The following is a 16815-nucleotide window of genomic DNA, read 5'->3' as shown; positions in this document are numbered from 1 at the left end:
GCCTACACGCTTCTACTTGAAGCTTGCAGCTTGCAACTTGTGGCTGTTTGATTAGATGTCCAGCAGCAGGCGAGACGGATCTTCCAGCAGGTTCTTGATGGTGACCAGGAAGGTTACCGCTTCCTTGCCGTCGATGAGGCGGTGATCGTACGACAGCGCCAGGTACATCATCGGACGGATCACGACCTGGCCATTGATGGCCATCGGGCGCTGGATGATGTTGTGCATGCCGAGAATGGCGGCCTGCGGCGGGTTGACGATCGGGGTCGACATCATCGAACCGAAGGTACCACCGTTGGTGATGGTGAAGGTGCCGCCGGTCATTTCCTCGATCGACAGCTTGCCGTCACGGGCCTTCTTGCCGAAGGTGGCGATGCCGTTCTCGATTTCAGCCAGGCTCATCGACTCGGCGTTACGCAGTACCGGTACCACCAGGCCACGGTCGCTGGATACGGCAACGCCGACGTCGGCGAAGCCGTGGTAGACAATGTCGTTGCCGTCGATCGAGGCGTTGACTGCCGGGAAACGCTTCAGCGCTTCGGTGGCGGCCTTGACGAAGAACGACATGAAGCCCAGGCGCACGCCGTTGTGGGTCTTCTCGAACAGGTCCTTGTACTTCGAACGCAGGGCCATGACTTCGGTCATGTCGACTTCGTTGAAGGTGGTCAGCATGGCCATGTTCGACTGGGCTTCGACCAGGCGCTCGGCGATCTTGGCGCGCAGGCGGGTCATTGGCACGCGCTTCTCGGTGCGGTCGCCAGCGGCGGTCACAACCGGGGCTGCAGCGGCAGCGGCAGGCTTGGCAGCAGGAGCCGCGGCAGGCGCGGACTTCTTGTTGGCGACTGCAGCAACCACGTCTTCCTTGGTGATGCGACCACCTTTGCCGGTACCGGCCACGGTAGCCAGGTCGATGCCGTTTTCTTCAGCCAGCTTGCGCGCGGCCGGGGCGGCAACCGGGTCGTCTTCGCCAGCGTCGGCAGCAGCGCCAGCCGGGGCAGCAGCGGCCGGGGCTGCAGCTGGGGCAGCAGCAGCGGCAGCGCCTTCAACGATCGAACCCAGTACTTCGTCGGACAGGACGGTATCGCCCTCGCCCTTGACGATGTCGCCCATCACGCCATCAGCGGTAGCCAGTACTTCCAGGACGACCTTGTCGGTCTCGATGTCGACGATCAGCTCGTCACGCTTGACGGCTTCGCCCGGCTTCTTGTGCCAGGTGGCAACGGTGCCATCGGCAACCGATTCCGGGAAGGTTGGGGCTTTGATCTCGATAGCCATTATCTGTGTTTCCTTAAATTCGGTTTCAGGTGCGCGAAGGTGTTAGACAGTGAAGGCGTCTTGCAGCAGTTTTTCCTGCTGTTCGGCGTGCTTCGAAGCGTAACCACAGGCTGGCGCGGCAGAAGCGTCGCGGCCGGCGTATTCCAGGACCAGTGCCTTGTTGTGGCGGCCCAGGATACGGCGCATGTGGTGCTGGCTGCTGTACCAGGCGCCCTGGTTCATCGGCTCTTCCTGGCACCATACGGCGTGCTTGAGGTTGCTGTATTGACCCAGGATTTCGACCAGGTCGTCCTCCGGGAACGGGTACAGCTGCTCGAGACGCAGGATGGCGATGTCTTCGCGGCCTTCGGCACGGCGTTTTTCCAGCAGGTCGTAGTAGACCTTGCCGCTGCACAGCACCAGGCGCTCGACCTTGGCCGGATCGATCGCGTCGATTTCCGGGATCACGGTCTGGAACGAGCCTTCGGCCAGGTCTTCCAGGGTCGAGATGGCCAGCTTGTGGCGCAGCAGCGACTTCGGCGTCAGCACCACCAGCGGCTTGCGCAGCGGGCGGATCACCTGGCGACGCAGCAGGTGGTAGATCTGTGCCGGGGTGGTCGGTACGCACACCTGGATGTTGTGCTCGGCGCACAGCTGCAGGTAACGCTCCAGACGCGCAGAGGAGTGCTCCGGGCCCTGACCTTCATAACCGTGCGGCAGCAGCATGGTCAGACCGCACAGGCGGCCCCATTTGTGCTCGCCGCTGGTGATGAACTGGTCGATCACCACTTGCGCACCGTTGGCGAAGTCACCGAACTGGGCTTCCCAGATCACCAGCGCGTTCGGCGTGGTGGTCGAGTAGCCGTATTCGAAGGCCAGTACCGCTTCCTCGGACAGGAACGAATCGTACAGGTCGAAACGTGGCTGGCCCGGGAACAGGTTCTGCAACGGAATATAGGTGCTGGCGTCCTTCTGGTTGTGCAATACCGCATGGCGGTGCGAGAAGGTGCCACGGCCGATGTCCTGGCCGGTCATGCGGATCGGGTGACCTTCGAACTGCAGGGTGGCGTAGGCCATGGTCTCTGCATAACCCCAGTTGATCGGCAAGCCACCGGCCTGCATCTTCTGACGGTCTTCGTAGATCTTCGATACCTGGCGCTGGACGACAAAGCCTTCAGGCAGCTCGAGCAGCTTGGCCGACAGGTCCTGCAGGGTCTTGAGGTCGAAGCGGGTGTCGTGACGCGCGGTCCAGGCATGGCCCAGGTACGGACGCCAGTCGACGAACAGCTCGCGGTTCGGCTCCTTGACCAGGCTTTTTACAACGTGCAGGCCATTGTCCAGCGCGTTGCGGTACTCGTCGATCTTGGCCTGGGCGCGGTCGGCGTCGATGCGCCCGGCCTTGATCAGTGCCTCGGCATACAGTTCACGGGTGGTGCGCTGCTTGCTGATCTGCTGGTACATCAGGGGCTGGGTGCCGTTCGGCTCGTCAGCCTCGTTGTGGCCGCGACGACGGTAGCAGACCAGGTCGATGACCACGTCACGCTTGAACTGCATGCGGTAATCGATGGCCAGCTGGGTCACGAACAGCACGGCTTCCGGGTCATCGCCGTTGACGTGCAGGATCGGCGCCTGGATCATCTTGGCAACGTCGGTGGCGTACTCGGTGGAGCGCGCGTCCAGCGGGTTGCTGATGGTGAAACCGACCTGGTTGTTGATCACGATGTGCACGGTACCGCCGGTCTTGAAACCGCGGGTCTGTGACATCTGGAAGGTTTCCATGACCACGCCCTGGCCAGCGAACGCAGCGTCGCCGTGGATCGAGATCGGCAGCACCTTGTCGCCAACGGTGTCGTTGCGGCGGTCCTGACGGGCGCGCACCGAACCCTCGACCACTGGCGAAACGATTTCCAGGTGGGACGGGTTGAACGCCATGGCCAGGTGCACTTCGCCACCGGTGGTCATCACGTTCGAGGAGAAGCCCTGGTGATACTTCACGTCACCGGAGCCCAGCTCGTTCATCTTCTTGCCTTCGAACTCGTCGAACAGCTCGCGCGGGTTCTTGCCGAAGGTGTTCACCAGCACGTTCAGACGGCCCCGGTGGGCCATGCCGATGACGACTTCCTTGGTGCCGTAGGAGCCGCAACGCTGGATCATTTCGTCCAGCATCGGGATCAGGCTCTCGCCACCTTCAAGGCCGAAGCGCTTGGTGCCTGGGTACTTGGTGCCCAGGTACTTCTCAAGGCCCTCACCGGCGGTCACGCGCTCGAGCAGGTGGGTCTGCACGTCGGCGGAAAACTCCGGACGGCCGCGCACGCTTTCGAGGCGCTGCTGGAACCAGCTGCGCTGCTCGGAGTCGACGATGTGGGTAAATTCGGCGCCAATGGTGCGACAATATGTCTTCTGGAGTGCATCGACGATGTCGCGTAGGCTCGCCTCCTCTTTGCCGATGAACAGGTCGCCGGCACGGAAGGTCGTATCAAGATCGGCATTGGTCAAGCCGTAGTGATTGATCGACAGGTCTACGGGCGCAGGGCGCTGCCACAACCCCAACGGGTCGAGCTTGGCAGCCTGATGGCCACGCATACGATAGGCCTGGATCAGTCGCAGAACTTCAACCTGCTTCTTCTCGTGTTCACTGCTCACGCTCCCGGCAGATACCGGTTGGGCGCGGCGCTGGTTCTTTGCCAGCAGTACGAAATGGTCGCGGATTGTCGAGTGCGATACATCGGTAGCGGTGCTGCCGTCGGCGGGCAACTTCTGGAAGTAGGTGCGCCACTCTTCTGGCACAGCGTTAGGGTCGTGCAGGTAGAGCTCGTAGAGCTCTTCCACATATGCAGCGTTACCACCTGAGAGGTGGGCGCTTTCCCACATGCGCTGCATCACGCTTTCTTGCATGCTTGGTCACCCTCGATTAGGGGACTGATCGGCGAGAGCCACAGCAAACCTGGAAAAGTCCGAATAAAGCGACTGAACCACGCCACTTGGATCCTGCTGATTTTCCGGGTACCAGCCCGGAAAGCCCCTGCTGGTCTCATATCTTCATAGGTAATGAGCGCGGGCTTTGTGGGCCCTTGCTCGGGTTTTACCTCAGTGCGGGCTCACCACCCGCACCTCGGCTTACTGCAGGTACAACACTTTGTATCAGGTGCCGCTTTGCAGCAGCATGTTACGTACGTGACCGATTGCCTTGGTCGGGTTCAGACCTTTCGGGCAAACGTTTACGCAGTTCATGATCCCGCGGCAGCGGAATACGCTGAACGGGTCATCCAGGGACGCCAGGCGCTCCTGAGTCTTGGTGTCGCGGCTGTCGGCCAGGAAGCGGTAAGCCTGCAGCAGAGCGGCCGGACCCAGGAACTTGTCCGGGTTCCACCAGAACGACGGGCAGGAAGTCGAGCAGCAAGCGCACAGGATGCACTCGTACAGACCGTCCAGCTTATCGCGGTCTTCCGGCGACTGCAGGCGCTCGATGGCCGGCGCCGGGGTGTCGTTCTGCAGGAACGGCTTCACCTTCTCGTACTGCTTGTAGAAGATGCTCATGTCGACCACCAGGTCACGAATGACCGGCAGGCCTGGCAGCGGGCGCAGAATCAGCTTGTTGCCCTTGACCACACCCGACAGCGGGGTGATGCAGGCCAGACCGTTCTTGCCGTTCATGTTCATGCCATCGGAACCGCACACACCTTCACGGCAGGAGCGACGGTACGAGAAACCCTCGTCCTTTTCCTTGATCAGTGCCAACACATCGAGAACCATCAGGTCCTTGCCGCCGGTATCGACGTCGAACGACTCCATCTTGGGCGCCGCGTCGGTGTCGGGGTTGTAGCGATAAACTTCGACTTTCAACATAGCAGCCACCCTTAGTAAGTCCGGATTTTTGGTTCGAAGGCCGGTACGGTCTTCGGCGCAAAGTTGACGCCACGCTTGGCAACGCGCTTCTCACCCGGGTAGTACAGGGTGTGGCACAGCCAGTTTTCGTCGTCACGGTCTTCGAAGTCTTCACGGGCGTGAGCGCCGCGGGACTCTTTACGGGCTTCGGCCGCGATGGCGGTAGCTTCGGCGACTTCCAGCAGGTTCTGCAGCTCCAGCGCTTCGATCCGCGCGGTGTTGAAGGCCTGGGACTTGTCGTTGATCTTGACGTTGGCGATGCGGTCACGCAGGCCGGCCAACTGCTCGATACCCTTCTGCATGTATTCGCCGGTACGGAATACACCGAAGTAGTTCTGCATGCAGCTCTGCAGTTCGCGCTTGAGGCTGGCAACGTCTTCGCCAGTGGAGCGCTCGTTGAGCTTGTTCAGGCGGTTCAGGGCAACATCGATGTCGGTGTCGCTGGCGTCGAGGTGCTCGATGCCGTCGCTCAGCGCCTTCTCCAGGTGCAGGCCGGCAGCACGGCCGAACACCACCAGGTCGAGCAGCGAGTTGCCGCCCAGGCGGTTGGCACCGTGAACCGATACGCACGCCACTTCACCTACTGCGAACAAGCCAGGGATGATGTGATCCTTGCCTTCTTCGTCCATGGTGATGGCCTGGCCATGAATGTTGGTGGCAACGCCGCCCATCATGTAGTGGCAGGTCGGAACGACCGGCACCGGCGCGACCACAGGGTCGACGTGGGCGAAGGTCTTGGACAGTTCGCAGATACCTGGCAGGCGGCTGTGCAGCACTTCCTCGCCCAGGTGGTCCAGCTTCAGCAGTACGTGGTCCTTGTTCGGGCCCACGCCGTTGCCAGCGATGATTTCCTTGACCATGGAACGGGCAACCACGTCGCGGCCGGCCAGGTCTTTCGCGTTCGGCGCGTAACGCTCCATGAAGCGCTCGCCGTGGGCGTTGATCAGGTAACCACCTTCACCGCGGCAACCTTCGGTGACCAGTACACCGGCGCCGGCGATGCCGGTCGGGTGGAACTGCCACATCTCGATGTCCTGCACCGGTACACCGGCACGCAGGGCCATGCCGATACCGTCACCGGTATTGATCAGGGCGTTGGTGGTGGAGGCGTAGATGCGGCCTGCACCGCCAGTGGCCAGAACGGTGGCCTTGGACTTGATGTACATGGTTTCGCCGGTTTCGATGCAGATCGCGATCACACCGACAAAAGCGCCTTCCTGGTTCTTCACCAGGTCAACGGCATAGTACTCGTTGAGGAAGGTGGTACCGGCTTTCAGGTTGCCCTGGTACAGGGTGTGCAGCAGCGCGTGACCGGTACGGTCGGAAGCGGCACAGGTACGGGCGGCCTGGCCACCTTTACCGAAGTCCTTGGACTGGCCACCGAACGGACGCTGGTAGATACGGCCGGTTTCGGTACGCGAGAACGGCAGACCCATGTGGTCCAGTTCGAAGACCGCAGCCGGGCCTTCCTGACACATGTATTCGATAGCGTCCTGGTCACCGATGTAGTCGGAGCCCTTGACGGTATCGTACATGTGCCAGCGCCAGTCGTCGTTCGGGTCGGCCGAAGCGATGGCGCAGGTGATGCCGCCCTGGGCGGATACAGTGTGCGAACGGGTCGGGAAGACCTTGGTGACTACGGCGGTCTTGTGGCCGCCTTGAGCCAGTTGCAGCGCTGCGCGCATGCCGGCGCCGCCGCCACCGATGATGATGGCGTCGAAGGAAATGGTTGGAATGCTAGCCATGGATCAGATACCCCAGAGAATCTGCACACCCCAGACGAAGTAAGCGAACATCGCAACGCCGCATACCGCCTGGAACAGGAAACGAATCGCAGTTGCCGACTTGCCGAACGACATTGGCGTCAGGTAGTCGGTCGCAATGGTCCACATGCCGACCCAGGCGTGAGCGCCCAGGGCAACGAGGGCCAGCAGACTGAAGATCCGCATCGCGTTGTTGGAGAACAGACCATGCCACTGGGTGTAGTCGATGCCTGGGTGGGCGACCACGTAGCCGATCAGGAAGATGAAGTAAGCCGCGAGAACGACCGCAGATACGCGCTGCGCCATCCAGTCATAGAGGCCCGAACGCGACAGGTTCGTGACATTGGTTACCATACCCAAACTCCCACCAGAACGATCAGCACCACGGAGATGACAATCACGATTTTCGAGCCCAGTTTGCCGCCTTCCAGCGTCTCACCGATGCCCATGTCCATGATCAGGTGGCGAACACCTGCCACCAGGTGATACAGCAAGGCGGATAGCAGGCCCCAGGTCACGAACTTGGCCAGCGGACTGGTCAGACACGCCTTCACCTCACCGAAGCCTTCCTCGGAACCCAGCGATTTGCCCAATGCGTAAAGCATGATGGCAAGGCCGATGAACAGGATGACGCCGGAGATACGGTGCAGAATGGACGTGTACGCGGTGACAGGGAGCTTGATGGTCCTTAGGTCTAGGTTTACAGGTCGTTGGCTTTTCACGGCTTTTTTCACACTGAAGAGCCCCTAGCGAATCAGGGCAAAGTTGTTGGTAAGTGTACTGGTCAGGTACCCACCACCCAGGGAACGGCGACCCCCAGCAGTTCGGGCTTGCAAGCCCCTGGCGGTCGGGTGCCGAGTATAGACAGTTAGGCTGCTTATGACAACGTGACGGGGTAGCCCAAATAGCGCATTGCCTTTAGCGAACAAAAGGCGTAAATGGGCGAGAATTTCGCGAAAAACCAGGCTTCAAAGCCTGTTTCAACAAGCCTTTAGGCAAATTGACATCTGAATTTATCCCTCTATAGTGGTGCGGGCCCTGCGTGGGGGGTCTGTCTGATGATTTCTAGCATTAATAGGAGGCCACATGGCTGACAAAAAAGCGCAGTTGGTCATCGAGGGCGCTGCCCCCGTCGAGCTGCCCATTTTAACCGGCACCGTTGGTCCTGATGTAATCGACGTCCGCGGGTTGGGGGCCACTGGTCACTTCACCTTCGACCCTGGTTTCATGGCGACCGCCTCGTGCGAGTCGAAGATCACCTACATTGACGGCGACAAAGGTATCCTGCTGCACCGCGGCTACCCGATCGAGCAACTCGCCGAACAGTCCGACTACCTCGAAACCTGCTACCTGCTGCTCAACGGCGAACTGCCGAATGCCGAGCAGAAGGCCCAGTTCGTCAGCACCGTGAAAAACCACACCATGGTTCACGAGCAGCTGAAGTCCTTCTTCAACGGCTTCCGTCGCGACGCTCACCCGATGGCGGTGATGTGCGGCGTGGTCGGCGCCCTGTCGGCGTTCTATCACGACTCCCTGGACATCAATAACCCGCAACACCGCGAAATTTCCGCGGTGCGCCTGGTCGCGAAAATGCCGACCCTGGCCGCGATGGTCTACAAGTACTCCATGGGCCAGCCGATGATGTACCCGCGCAACGACCTGTCGTACGCGGAAAACTTCCTGCACATGATGTTCAACACCCCGTGCGAGATCAAACCGATCAGCCCGGTGCTGGCCAAGGCAATGGACCGGATCTTCATCCTCCACGCCGACCACGAGCAGAACGCCTCCACCTCCACCGTGCGCCTGGCAGGCTCCTCGGGCGCCAACCCGTTCGCCTGTATCGCCGCCGGTATCGCTGCACTGTGGGGCCCGGCCCACGGCGGTGCGAACGAAGCCGTGCTGACCATGCTGGATGAAATCGGCGATGTCTCGAACATCGACACCTTCATCGCCAAGGCCAAGGACAAGAACGACCCGTTCAAGCTCATGGGCTTCGGTCACCGCGTGTACAAGAACCGCGACCCGCGCGCCACCGTCATGAAGCAGACCTGCGACGAAGTCCTGCGCGAGCTGGGCATCAAGAACGACCCGCAGCTGGAACTGGCCATGCGCCTGGAAGAGATCGCCCTCACCGATCCTTACTTCATCGAGCGCTCGCTGTACCCGAACGTCGACTTCTACTCGGGGATCATCCTCAAGGCCATCGGCATTCCGACCAGCATGTTCACCGTGATCTTCGCCCTGGCACGTACCGTGGGCTGGATTTCGCACTGGAAAGAAATGCTCTCCAGCCCGTACAAGATTGGCCGCCCGCGCCAGCTGTACACCGGCGAGCAGAAGCGCGACATCGTTGCGCTGACGGACCGCAAGTAAGCTTTTTCAGCCGAACGCAAAAAGGCTGCCCTCGGGCAGCCTTTTTTATTTGTCCTGTATTGGTCTCTTCGCGGGCAAGCCCGCGAAGAGACCAATACAGGCAGCATAAAACCTCAGTTTTTCTCGGCCCGCTCACGCAGCCCTTTCAGGGTATTGAACGGCGCATCCACCACGAATTTGTTGGCCACCATCGCAGGCACACTGCCCCCCGGCTCGGTATGCACCTGGTACGTGACCTCGGTGTTGTCACCCTTGGGCACCAGCTTCCAGAAGCCCTCGACCTTGGCCACCCGCACAAAGCCTTTCTCTTCCGGGATATAGGTCGGTTCCTCCTTCAGGTTACGCGTCAGGCTGCCATCAGCACCCTTGACCGTGGTCACGTGCAGCACAGAATCCCGCGGCGTCACCGGCCATGGCGTATTGAACTGGGTGTAGGTCCAGCTCTGGTCACCTTCATGCTTGAGCAGCTTCTGCGTCTTGCACTCGTGAATCCAGGCGCAAGCACCGGCCACGTCTTCCTGCAACGCCTGGACCTTGGCCAGCGGCGCCTTGATCAGGGTCACGCCCTGATAGGCCTTGTACTTGGAGCCCGCCACTTCGCTGAGGGAAACCTTGATCCCCTCCTCGTCCTTGGCCACCTGCCAGTTTTCGGCCCAGGCAGCAGGCGACAGCAGAACACCCATGCCACACAGCAGTGCAATACGCTTGAACGATCTCATCATGTTTATCCTTGTTGTCGAAGATCCAGCCAGTCACGCCGCCGTCATCTGCTCCCACCAGCCAAGAATCCTGATTGCCTCTTCACTGTCACTGCCACACACCTCGGCATCTGCCTTGAAACCACCACACACCGCCGGCCGCTCGGGCTTGCCGAACAGGTCGCAGAGGTTGGCGGCCGTCAGGTGCAGGCAGCGCTCGCCCGCCGGCTTGCCATTGGGCATGCGCGGCATGGCAGAAGTGATGGACGGGGCGATGCAGCAGGCACCGCAACCCTCACGGCAATTCATGGCAACTCACCAAAATCAGGACTCCCTGAAACAGAAACGGGACGAATGCCCCTGGATAGTAACGGCTCAAACAGACGTTTGAAATTGCTGGCACAAGGAAATATGCCGTGACCCGGTAGTCAGTTCCCGGTTACTGACGATACTCGAAATCGATGGCTGCCCCTTCCACGTCATGACGGCTGTCATTGCGCAACTGCAACTGCATTTCGTTGCTGATCAGCCGACCATTGAGCTGGAACGGGCTATCGCTGGGCTCAGGGCTCTGGCTGAACATGGGAGGCAGCAAAGGTTTGCGACGCTGGATGGGTGAAGGCGTAACTACATTCGGCTCGAGGTTGTCGACCAGGTCCGTGGGCAGACTCAAATCGAGCGTTGCCTTGGGCAATGGCTTGGCGACGGCCTTGCTCACCGGTTTACGCGCCGGCTTGGCCTTGCTGTTGCTGGCCTTCTTCGCCACCGGCTTGGTTGCCGCCTTGGTTGCCGCCTTGGGCGCCGGCTTGTTCGAGGCCGCCTGCGCCTGAGCAGCCGGCTGCGCAGCCTGGGCGACACTACCCAGCGTGCAGAACGGTGCAAGGCACAAGATCAGGACAAAACGGCGTAAGGCGCTCATGGCAATTGGACAGACTGGCCGGAAAAGTGCGTATGCTCTCTGTTCCGCGGGCTGCTGGCAAGCCTTACAAAAGTGTGAGGGCAGGCTCTCTGCACAGCTGTTGCGCCAGCAAACCCAGGGTAATCACTGCGCGCTCGGCCTCTTTGTTCCACGGAATACCGCAATTCAAGCGAATGCAGTGATTGAACTGTTCTGTGTTACTGAATATTAGCCCCGGAGCAATGCTGATCCCCTGCTCCAGCGCACGCACGTGCAGCTCCTGGGTATTGACCCGCCCAGGCAGGCTCACCCACAGAATGAAACCGCCTGTCGGCCGGGTCATCTGGGTACCCTCGGGAAAGTGCTGCTGCACCGCCAGCTGGTAGGCACTGAGGTTCTTGCGGTACTCCTGGCGAATGTAACGCAGGTGGCGATCATAGCCGCCGTTTTCCAGGTAAGCCGCCACCCCCATCTGCGTCACGCTGCAGGCCGAGTGGGTGGTGAAGGTTTGCAGGCGCTGGATTTCGTCCTTGTAACGCCCGGCAATCATCCAGCCAACACGCACCCCCGGTGACAAGGTCTTGGAAAAGCTTGAGCAGTAGATCACCCGGTCCAGCCGGTCGTACGCCTTCAGCGCCTTGGTCTTGCCCTGCTCGAACATCAGCTCGCCATAGATATCGTCTTCGATGATCTGAATATCGAAGTCCGAAGCCAGGCGCAGCAATTGCTTCTGCCGTTCTTCGGGGACGGTGCCGCCCAGCGGATTGCTCAGGCGCGCAGTCAGCACCAGAGCCTTGATCGACCACTGGTTGGCTGCCAACTGCAAGGCTTCGAGACTGATCCCGGTGGACGGGTCACTAGGGATCTCGATCACCTTCAGGCCCAGCAGGTCAGCCAATTGCAGCAAGCCGTAATAGGTCGGCGACTCGGCGGCGATCAGATCACCCGGGCGCGTCAGCACACGCAGCGACATCTGCAGCGCATCGACACAGCCGTGGGTCACGATCACCTCTCGCGGATCGACCAGCACCCCGGCATCGCGCATGCGAATGGCGATCTGCCGGCGCAGCGGCTCGAAACCCGGGCTGAACATGTAACTGAAGGCGCGCGGGCTGTGAAAGCGCGTCACCTTGGCAATTTGCTGGTGCAGGGCCCGCACGGGCAGATAGTCGACATGCGGCACGGCGGCGCCAAACGGGAAAACGCCGTCGCGCCGCGCCTCGGTCAGTACCTGCTGGATGATGCTGGCGCGGGTCACCAGACCGGGGCGCTCGACCCGGGCGATGTCCGGGGTCTGGGCAGTCAGGGCCGGGGTCTGGTGCACGTAGTAGCCAGACTGCGGCCGCGCGCGGATAAGGCCCTGGTCTTCGAGGTTGGCATAGGCCTGCAGCACCGTGGCATGGCTGACATTGAGCTGGGCGCTCATCTTGCGCACGGAAGGCACCCGCTCGCCTGGCTGGTAGACACCGCGACGGATGTCATCGGCCAGTTGCTGGGCGATACGCTGGTACAGCAGCAGGTTGGTCATGGCTGGATCTCGACGCGCGGACGGCTAGTTATTCTTGTGCGACACACTGACGGTAGAGGATACCGTAACAGTTGCAAAGTGTACTGGGACAGATGGCAAGATAGTCAACAATACAATTGCGTGGCAGCCATAGAAAGGATTATGCCGCTGCCAGACCAATCACAAGCGGGGGCTGCTCTGCAGCCCCCGCTTGTCATCAATCAGCGCGCTGGCGCGAGCTTGCCTTTTTCATCGGAAAACACGATCTCGACCCGGCGGTTCTGCGCCCTGCCCCGCTCCGACGCATTGGCCTCGATCGGATACTGGTCGCCATAACCTTCCACCTGCAGGCGCTTCTCGTCGATGCCCAGGTCGACCAGCATGTCGGCCACGGACTGTGCCCGATCGCGCGACAGCTTGACGTTGTCCTCGGGGGCGCCGGTGCTGTCGGTATAGCCCTCGATACGCACCACCCGACGCGGGTTCAGTTGCAGGAACTGCACCAGCTTGAGCACGGTACGGCTGGCCGAGTTCTTCAGGTCGGCACGGCCGGTATCGAACAGCACATCGCCCAGGGTCATCACCAGGCCACGGTCGGTCTGCTCCGAGGCCAGCGCTGCAATCTGCGACTCGACCCACTTGCCCTGCTGCTGCACGCTGGCCAGCTTGGCCTCGCGCAGGGCCAGTTGCAGGCGCTGGCGCTCGAGATCGAGCTTGGCCTGACGCTCCTGGCTCAGCGCCAACTTGGCATGCTCGCCGGCGATTTCGCTGTAGCGCTGGCTGAGATAGGCGTAATGCCGCACATCGGAGCCGGTGCCGATATAGCTCGACAGGCGCTCGGCGCGTGCCAGCGATTCGCCAGCACGAATCACGTCGCGCGGCGCGCTGCGCAGCACATCGGAATCATCCTTGACCTTCTGGAACGCGGCAGTGGCGTCGTCCAGCGCTGAGCTGCTGCGCTGGCTGGCGCAACCTTGCAAACCTGCCGCCAGCGCCAGCAACGCCAGCGCGGCCAATGGTGCACGGCGAATCATGGCTGCACCTCCAGCTGCTTGCGCAGGCGCTTGACCCGCGACTGCAGCAGTTGCAGCTGCTCTTCGCTCTTCTGGTTCAGCACCTGGGCCTCGGCCAGACGTGCATCCAGCTCCGCCTGCTCGGCGCGCATGCGCGCATCGCGATAGTCTTGGGTAAGCATATTGGTCTTGGCCCGGGCCAGCTTGTCTTCGGCCAGTTTCAGCGTTTCGACCTGGTCGGTGGCACCGACGGCCCTGGCCTGCTCCAGTGCCTGTTCGGAAATGCGCATCTGCTCGTCAGGGGCCGGATCATTGGCGCAGCCAGCCAGGCCGAGCACGGCCAGGGCAAGGATTAGTGGTTGGGTTCTCACGCAATCTTCCTAGTGTTTGGGGGCGTCCGTCGGCACCCGCAGTTGCTGCGCTTTCCAGCGCTCGACATTACGTTGCAGCACGGCCTCGGACGCACCGGAGATCGGCAATTCTGTCAGTTTTTTCGCCAATTGCCCACGCAACCAGCTGTCATTGCATGCCGAGTTGTGTGACAGGGCCAGGTACAGGCCCGGCCGATCCACCGGCAAGCCCCGGGCAATCAGGTCATTGCTCATGCCCAGGCTCTGGGCCATGGCCATGCCCGCATAGCGGCCAGCCAGCACATAGTCGACCTGGCCGAGCACCAGTTTCTGGAATGCCTGGGTAAGGTTCTGTGCCGGCACCAGCTTGAGCTGGGTTTTGGCGAAGGCAGTGAAGGCTGGCGTGAGACGTGCGCGTTCGGACAAACTGCCCTGGTACCTGGCCAGGTCCGCCGGGCCGTCGAAGTCCAGCACGGCATCATGGCGCGTCCATACCAGGTACTCGTTGAGCTGCAGGGGTGGATGGATGTAGTCCAGCGCGGTCAGCTGCTCCACTTGCATGGGGGTGTCGAGCAGCAGGTCCATGCGCCCGCTGCGTACCTCGTCCAAGGCCTGATCGCGACGGCCCGCATTCAGCACTTCTACCTTTACACCCAGCTCGCCAGCTACCTGGCGCAACAGGTCCACATTGGCACCGATCAGGTGTTTCGGGTCTTTCGGGTCTTGCCACGAATACGGTGGCGCATCCGGGCTGCCGGTCGCCACCAGGCGCTCGCATTTGCCTGCTGCCATGGCCAGTGGTGACATCAACACCGCCACACATGCCAGCGCCCTGCCCGTTCCGCGCAACCTCATCCCTCACTCCTTGTATTGCTTGATCCGGCCCTATCGCCGGCAAGCCAGCTCCCACAGGTACTGCAACGCCCTGAAGCGTGGCGCCGTACCTGTGGGAGCTGGCTTGCCGGCGACAAGGCCGCTACAGACCATAAAAAAACCCGGCCCCCTGTACGAGGGCCGGGTTCTTTATAAGTGAAGCAGGCGGATCAGACCAGCTTTTCCAGCTCTGGCACCGCTTCGAACAGGTCAGCGACCAGACCGTAGTCGGCTACCTGGAAGATCGGCGCTTCTTCGTCCTTGTTGATCGCAACGATCACCTTGGAGTCCTTCATGCCGGCCAGGTGCTGGATCGCGCCGGAGATACCGACGGCGATGTACAGCTGCGGGGCCACGATCTTGCCGGTCTGGCCGACCTGCATATCGTTGGGCACAAAGCCTGCGTCGACCGCAGCGCGCGAGGCACCGACGGCAGCGCCGAGCTTGTCGGCCAGGCTGTACAGGTGCTTGAAGTTGTCACCGTTGCCCATGCCACGGCCGCCGGAAACGACGATCTTGGCAGCGGTCAGCTCTGGGCGGTCGGACTTGGCCAGCTCTTCACCAACAAATACCGAGATGCCAGCGTTGTGCGCGGCACCTACCGCCTCAACGGCAGCGGAACCACCTTCGGCAGCGACAGCGTCGAAACCGGTGGTACGCACGGTGATGACCTTGACCGCAGCGCTGGATTGCACGGTGGCAATGGCGTTACCGGCATAGATCGGCCGCTTGAAGGTGTCGGCGGACTCGACCGCGATGATCTCGGAGATCTGGTCGACATCCAGCAACGCGGCAACGCGTGGCAGGATGTTCTTGCCGTTGGTGGTGGCCGGGGCCAGCACGTGGCTGTAGGCCTTGGCCAGCTCGACGATCAGCGGCGCAACGTTTTCCGGCAGAGCGTGGGCGTAGGCGGCGTTATCAGCTACCAGCACCTTGGCCACGCCAGCGATCTTGGCAGCGGATTCGGCAACACCACCGACGTTCTGGCCAGCGACCAGCACGTGTACATCACCACCGATCTTGGCGGCAGCAGCTACGGTGTTCAGGGTGGCCGGGGCTACGGCACCATTTTCGTGTTCAGCGACAACCAGGATAGTCATTTAGATTACCTTCGCTTCGTTCTTCAGCTTCTCGACCAGTTCGGCCACCGACTTGACCTTGATACCCGCGCTGCGGGCAGCCGGGGCTTCAACCTTCAGGGTCTTGTTGGTGGAGGCGAGGGAAACGCCCAGATCGTCAGGTTTGACGGTCTCCAGCGGCTTCTTCTTGGCCTTCATGATGTTCGGCAGCGACGCATAGCGTGGCTCGTTCAGGCGCAGGTCGGTGGTGACGATGGCGGGCAGGTTCAAAGCCACGGTCTGCAGGCCGCCGTCGATTTCACGGGTGACGTTCAGCTTGTCGCCCGCCACTTCGACCTTGGAGGCGAAGGTGCCTTGGGCGAAGCCCGTCAGCGCCGCCAGCATCTGGCCGGTCTGGTTGTTGTCGCTGTCGATGGCCTGCTTGCCGAGGATGACCAGCTGCGGCTGCTCCTTGTCGACAACGGCTTTCAGCGCCTTGGCCACGGCCAGGGAGTTCAGTTCGTCAGCGGCTTCGACCAGGATGGCACGGTCGGCCCCCAGGGCCAGGGCAGTACGCAGTTGCTCCTGGGCAGTGGTCGGGCCGACGGAAACCACGACGATCTCGGTCGCAACGCCTTTTTCCTTCAGGCGTACGGCCTCTTCCACGGCGATTTCGCAGAAGGGGTTCATGGACATCTTGACGTTAGCAAGGTCGACGCCGGAGTTGTCCGCTTTGACGCGAACCTTGACGTTGTAGTCGACCACTCGTTTGACAGCTACAAGAACCTTCATGGATTCCTCGTTACTCTCCGGTGAATAGATAGTCGCCTGGGGCAGAGCCCAGCGATGCGCGTGGGTACAAGGGCACCTCTGAAGACGTAGCGGGAGGCAGCAACTTCACAGTGACCGAACAGTCATGACCGGACTCTTGCGACAAATACTCGCGGGTCATTTTCTGTCGTGGCGTGTAAACTCCACTACAAACCGGATTTCAGCCCGAAAACCCTGCTCCACACCTGGTCTTTAGAGGTGTACCTGCGCCCGGCTGCAAGCCTACGGCGAACGTAAAACCGCTCGTATCTTGACCGTAACACCCCATCCGGTCAATACGGCAAATCGGTCACCCTCCAGCCGCGTTCC

General features: G+C 61.3%; 16 protein-coding genes. 1 reads left to right on the top strand and 15 read right to left on the bottom strand.

The genetic code is table 11. From position 1 onward, the window contains the following. Nucleotides 1-51: 51 nt before the first annotated feature. The 6 genes from odhB to sdhC form a co-directional block, all read right to left on the bottom strand. Nucleotides 52-1275 (bottom strand): 2-oxoglutarate dehydrogenase complex dihydrolipoyllysine-residue succinyltransferase, encoded by a 1224-nt coding sequence (gene odhB, locus AC5O5I_RS08100; protein WP_172287555.1) that lies wholly within the window; start codon nt 1273-1275, stop codon nt 52-54. 42 nt (nt 1276-1317) lie between these two features. Next, nucleotides 1318-4149 carry a 2-oxoglutarate dehydrogenase E1 component gene (locus AC5O5I_RS08095; RefSeq protein ID WP_172231856.1) on the bottom strand — a complete coding sequence of 944 codons (2832 nt, stop codon included), beginning with the start codon at nt 4147-4149 and terminating at the stop codon, nt 1318-1320. 246 nt (nt 4150-4395) lie between these two features. Then, nucleotides 4396-5100: a succinate dehydrogenase iron-sulfur subunit gene (locus tag AC5O5I_RS08090; RefSeq protein WP_494512323.1), complete on the bottom strand. Its 705-nt coding sequence runs from the start codon at nt 5098-5100 to the stop codon at nt 4396-4398. Between the two features lie 11 nt (nt 5101-5111). Next, nucleotides 5112-6884, bottom strand: a complete 1773-nt coding sequence (gene sdhA / locus AC5O5I_RS08085; RefSeq protein WP_172287553.1) for a succinate dehydrogenase flavoprotein subunit — start codon at nt 6882-6884, stop codon at nt 5112-5114. Nucleotides 6885-6887: 3 nt separating this feature from the next. Continuing rightward, complete coding sequence (gene sdhD, locus AC5O5I_RS08080) at nt 6888-7256, bottom strand: succinate dehydrogenase, hydrophobic membrane anchor protein (RefSeq protein ID WP_008091903.1); 369 nt, start codon at nt 7254-7256, stop codon at nt 6888-6890. After that, entirely contained in the window at nt 7250-7636 is a 387-nt protein-coding gene (gene sdhC / locus AC5O5I_RS08075) for a succinate dehydrogenase, cytochrome b556 subunit (protein WP_008091902.1), read from the bottom strand. Before sdhC ends, sdhD begins: the two co-directional genes overlap by 7 nt. Before the next feature lie 352 nt (nt 7637-7988). Here sdhC and gltA point away from each other — a divergent pair, with 352 nt between their 5' ends. Next, nucleotides 7989-9278, top strand: a complete 1290-nt coding sequence (gltA, locus tag AC5O5I_RS08070; RefSeq protein WP_027592878.1) for a citrate synthase — start codon at nt 7989-7991, stop codon at nt 9276-9278. A 113-nt stretch (nt 9279-9391) separates the two neighbouring features. Here the strand turns inward: gltA and AC5O5I_RS08065 are convergent, their stop codons facing one another. The 9 genes from AC5O5I_RS08065 to AC5O5I_RS08025 all read right to left on the bottom strand — a co-directional run bounded on the left by AC5O5I_RS08065 (nt 9392) and on the right by AC5O5I_RS08025 (nt 16467). Continuing rightward, a complete protein-coding gene (locus AC5O5I_RS08065) occupies nt 9392-9997 on the bottom strand; it encodes an START domain-containing protein (protein ID WP_172288286.1) in 606 nt (201 codons plus the stop codon). A 33-nt stretch (nt 9998-10030) separates the two neighbouring features. Beyond that, on the bottom strand, nt 10031-10285 hold the full coding sequence (locus tag AC5O5I_RS08060; protein WP_172230995.1) for a YkgJ family cysteine cluster protein: 255 nt from the start codon (nt 10283-10285) through the stop codon (nt 10031-10033). A gap of 130 nt (nt 10286-10415) precedes the next feature. Then, nucleotides 10416-10895, bottom strand: coding sequence for a hypothetical protein (locus AC5O5I_RS08055; RefSeq protein WP_494512322.1), 480 nt, complete (start codon nt 10893-10895; stop codon nt 10416-10418). A 64-nt stretch (nt 10896-10959) separates the two neighbouring features. Continuing rightward, nucleotides 10960-12402 (bottom strand): aminotransferase-like domain-containing protein, encoded by a 1443-nt coding sequence (locus tag AC5O5I_RS08050; protein WP_494512321.1) that lies wholly within the window; start codon nt 12400-12402, stop codon nt 10960-10962. Between the two features lie 200 nt (nt 12403-12602). Beyond that, on the bottom strand, nt 12603-13415 hold the full coding sequence (locus tag AC5O5I_RS08045) for an OmpA family protein (RefSeq protein ID WP_172231004.1): 813 nt from the start codon (nt 13413-13415) through the stop codon (nt 12603-12605). Continuing rightward, nucleotides 13412-13765 (bottom strand): DUF4398 domain-containing protein, encoded by a 354-nt coding sequence (locus AC5O5I_RS08040; RefSeq protein WP_172231007.1) that lies wholly within the window; start codon nt 13763-13765, stop codon nt 13412-13414. The genes AC5O5I_RS08045 and AC5O5I_RS08040 overlap by 4 nt, the downstream gene beginning before the upstream one ends. A 9-nt stretch (nt 13766-13774) precedes the next feature. Continuing rightward, nucleotides 13775-14599, bottom strand: a complete 825-nt coding sequence (locus AC5O5I_RS08035; RefSeq protein ID WP_172231010.1) for a substrate-binding periplasmic protein — start codon at nt 14597-14599, stop codon at nt 13775-13777. A 188-nt stretch (nt 14600-14787) separates the two neighbouring features. Beyond that, nucleotides 14788-15717 (bottom strand): electron transfer flavoprotein subunit alpha/FixB family protein, encoded by a 930-nt coding sequence (locus tag AC5O5I_RS08030; protein WP_494512320.1) that lies wholly within the window; start codon nt 15715-15717, stop codon nt 14788-14790. Continuing rightward, nucleotides 15718-16467: an electron transfer flavoprotein subunit beta/FixA family protein gene (locus AC5O5I_RS08025; RefSeq protein ID WP_110745644.1), complete on the bottom strand. Its 750-nt coding sequence runs from the start codon at nt 16465-16467 to the stop codon at nt 15718-15720. It abuts the gene before it with no gap. Nucleotides 16468-16815: the final 348 nt, after the last annotated feature.

It is taken from the genome of Pseudomonas sp. 9_2_1, from assembly GCF_059295275.1.
This window is presented reverse-complemented; position numbering and strand designations above follow the sequence as displayed.

Bases quoted from the DNA above. Each gene is read 5' to 3' on its own strand.
- odhB (WP_172287555.1), bottom strand. From the start codon at position 1,275: ATGGCTATCGAGATCAAAGCCCCAACCTTCCCGGAATCGGTTGCCGAT.
- AC5O5I_RS08095 (WP_172231856.1), bottom strand. From the start codon at position 4,149: ATGCAAGAAAGCGTGATGCAGCGCATGTGGGAAAGCGCCCACCTCTCA.
- AC5O5I_RS08090 (WP_494512323.1), bottom strand. From the start codon at position 5,100: ATGTTGAAAGTCGAAGTTTATCGCTACAACCCCGACACCGACGCGGCG.
- sdhA (WP_172287553.1), bottom strand. From the start codon at position 6,884: ATGGCTAGCATTCCAACCATTTCCTTCGACGCCATCATCATCGGTGGC.
- sdhD (WP_008091903.1), bottom strand. From the start codon at position 7,256: ATGGTAACCAATGTCACGAACCTGTCGCGTTCGGGCCTCTATGACTGG.
- gltA (WP_027592878.1), top strand. From the start codon at position 7,989: ATGGCTGACAAAAAAGCGCAGTTGGTCATCGAGGGCGCTGCCCCCGTC.
- AC5O5I_RS08065 (WP_172288286.1), bottom strand. From the start codon at position 9,997: ATGAGATCGTTCAAGCGTATTGCACTGCTGTGTGGCATGGGTGTTCTG.
- AC5O5I_RS08060 (WP_172230995.1), bottom strand. From the start codon at position 10,285: ATGAATTGCCGTGAGGGTTGCGGTGCCTGCTGCATCGCCCCGTCCATC.
- AC5O5I_RS08055 (WP_494512322.1), bottom strand. From the start codon at position 10,895: ATGAGCGCCTTACGCCGTTTTGTCCTGATCTTGTGCCTTGCACCGTTC.
- AC5O5I_RS08050 (WP_494512321.1), bottom strand. From the start codon at position 12,402: ATGACCAACCTGCTGCTGTACCAGCGTATCGCCCAGCAACTGGCCGAT.
- AC5O5I_RS08045 (WP_172231004.1), bottom strand. From the start codon at position 13,415: ATGATTCGCCGTGCACCATTGGCCGCGCTGGCGTTGCTGGCGCTGGCG.
- AC5O5I_RS08035 (WP_172231010.1), bottom strand. From the start codon at position 14,599: ATGAGGTTGCGCGGAACGGGCAGGGCGCTGGCATGTGTGGCGGTGTTG.
- AC5O5I_RS08030 (WP_494512320.1), bottom strand. From the start codon at position 15,717: ATGACTATCCTGGTTGTCGCTGAACACGAAAATGGTGCCGTAGCCCCG.
- AC5O5I_RS08025 (WP_110745644.1), bottom strand. From the start codon at position 16,467: ATGAAGGTTCTTGTAGCTGTCAAACGAGTGGTCGACTACAACGTCAAG.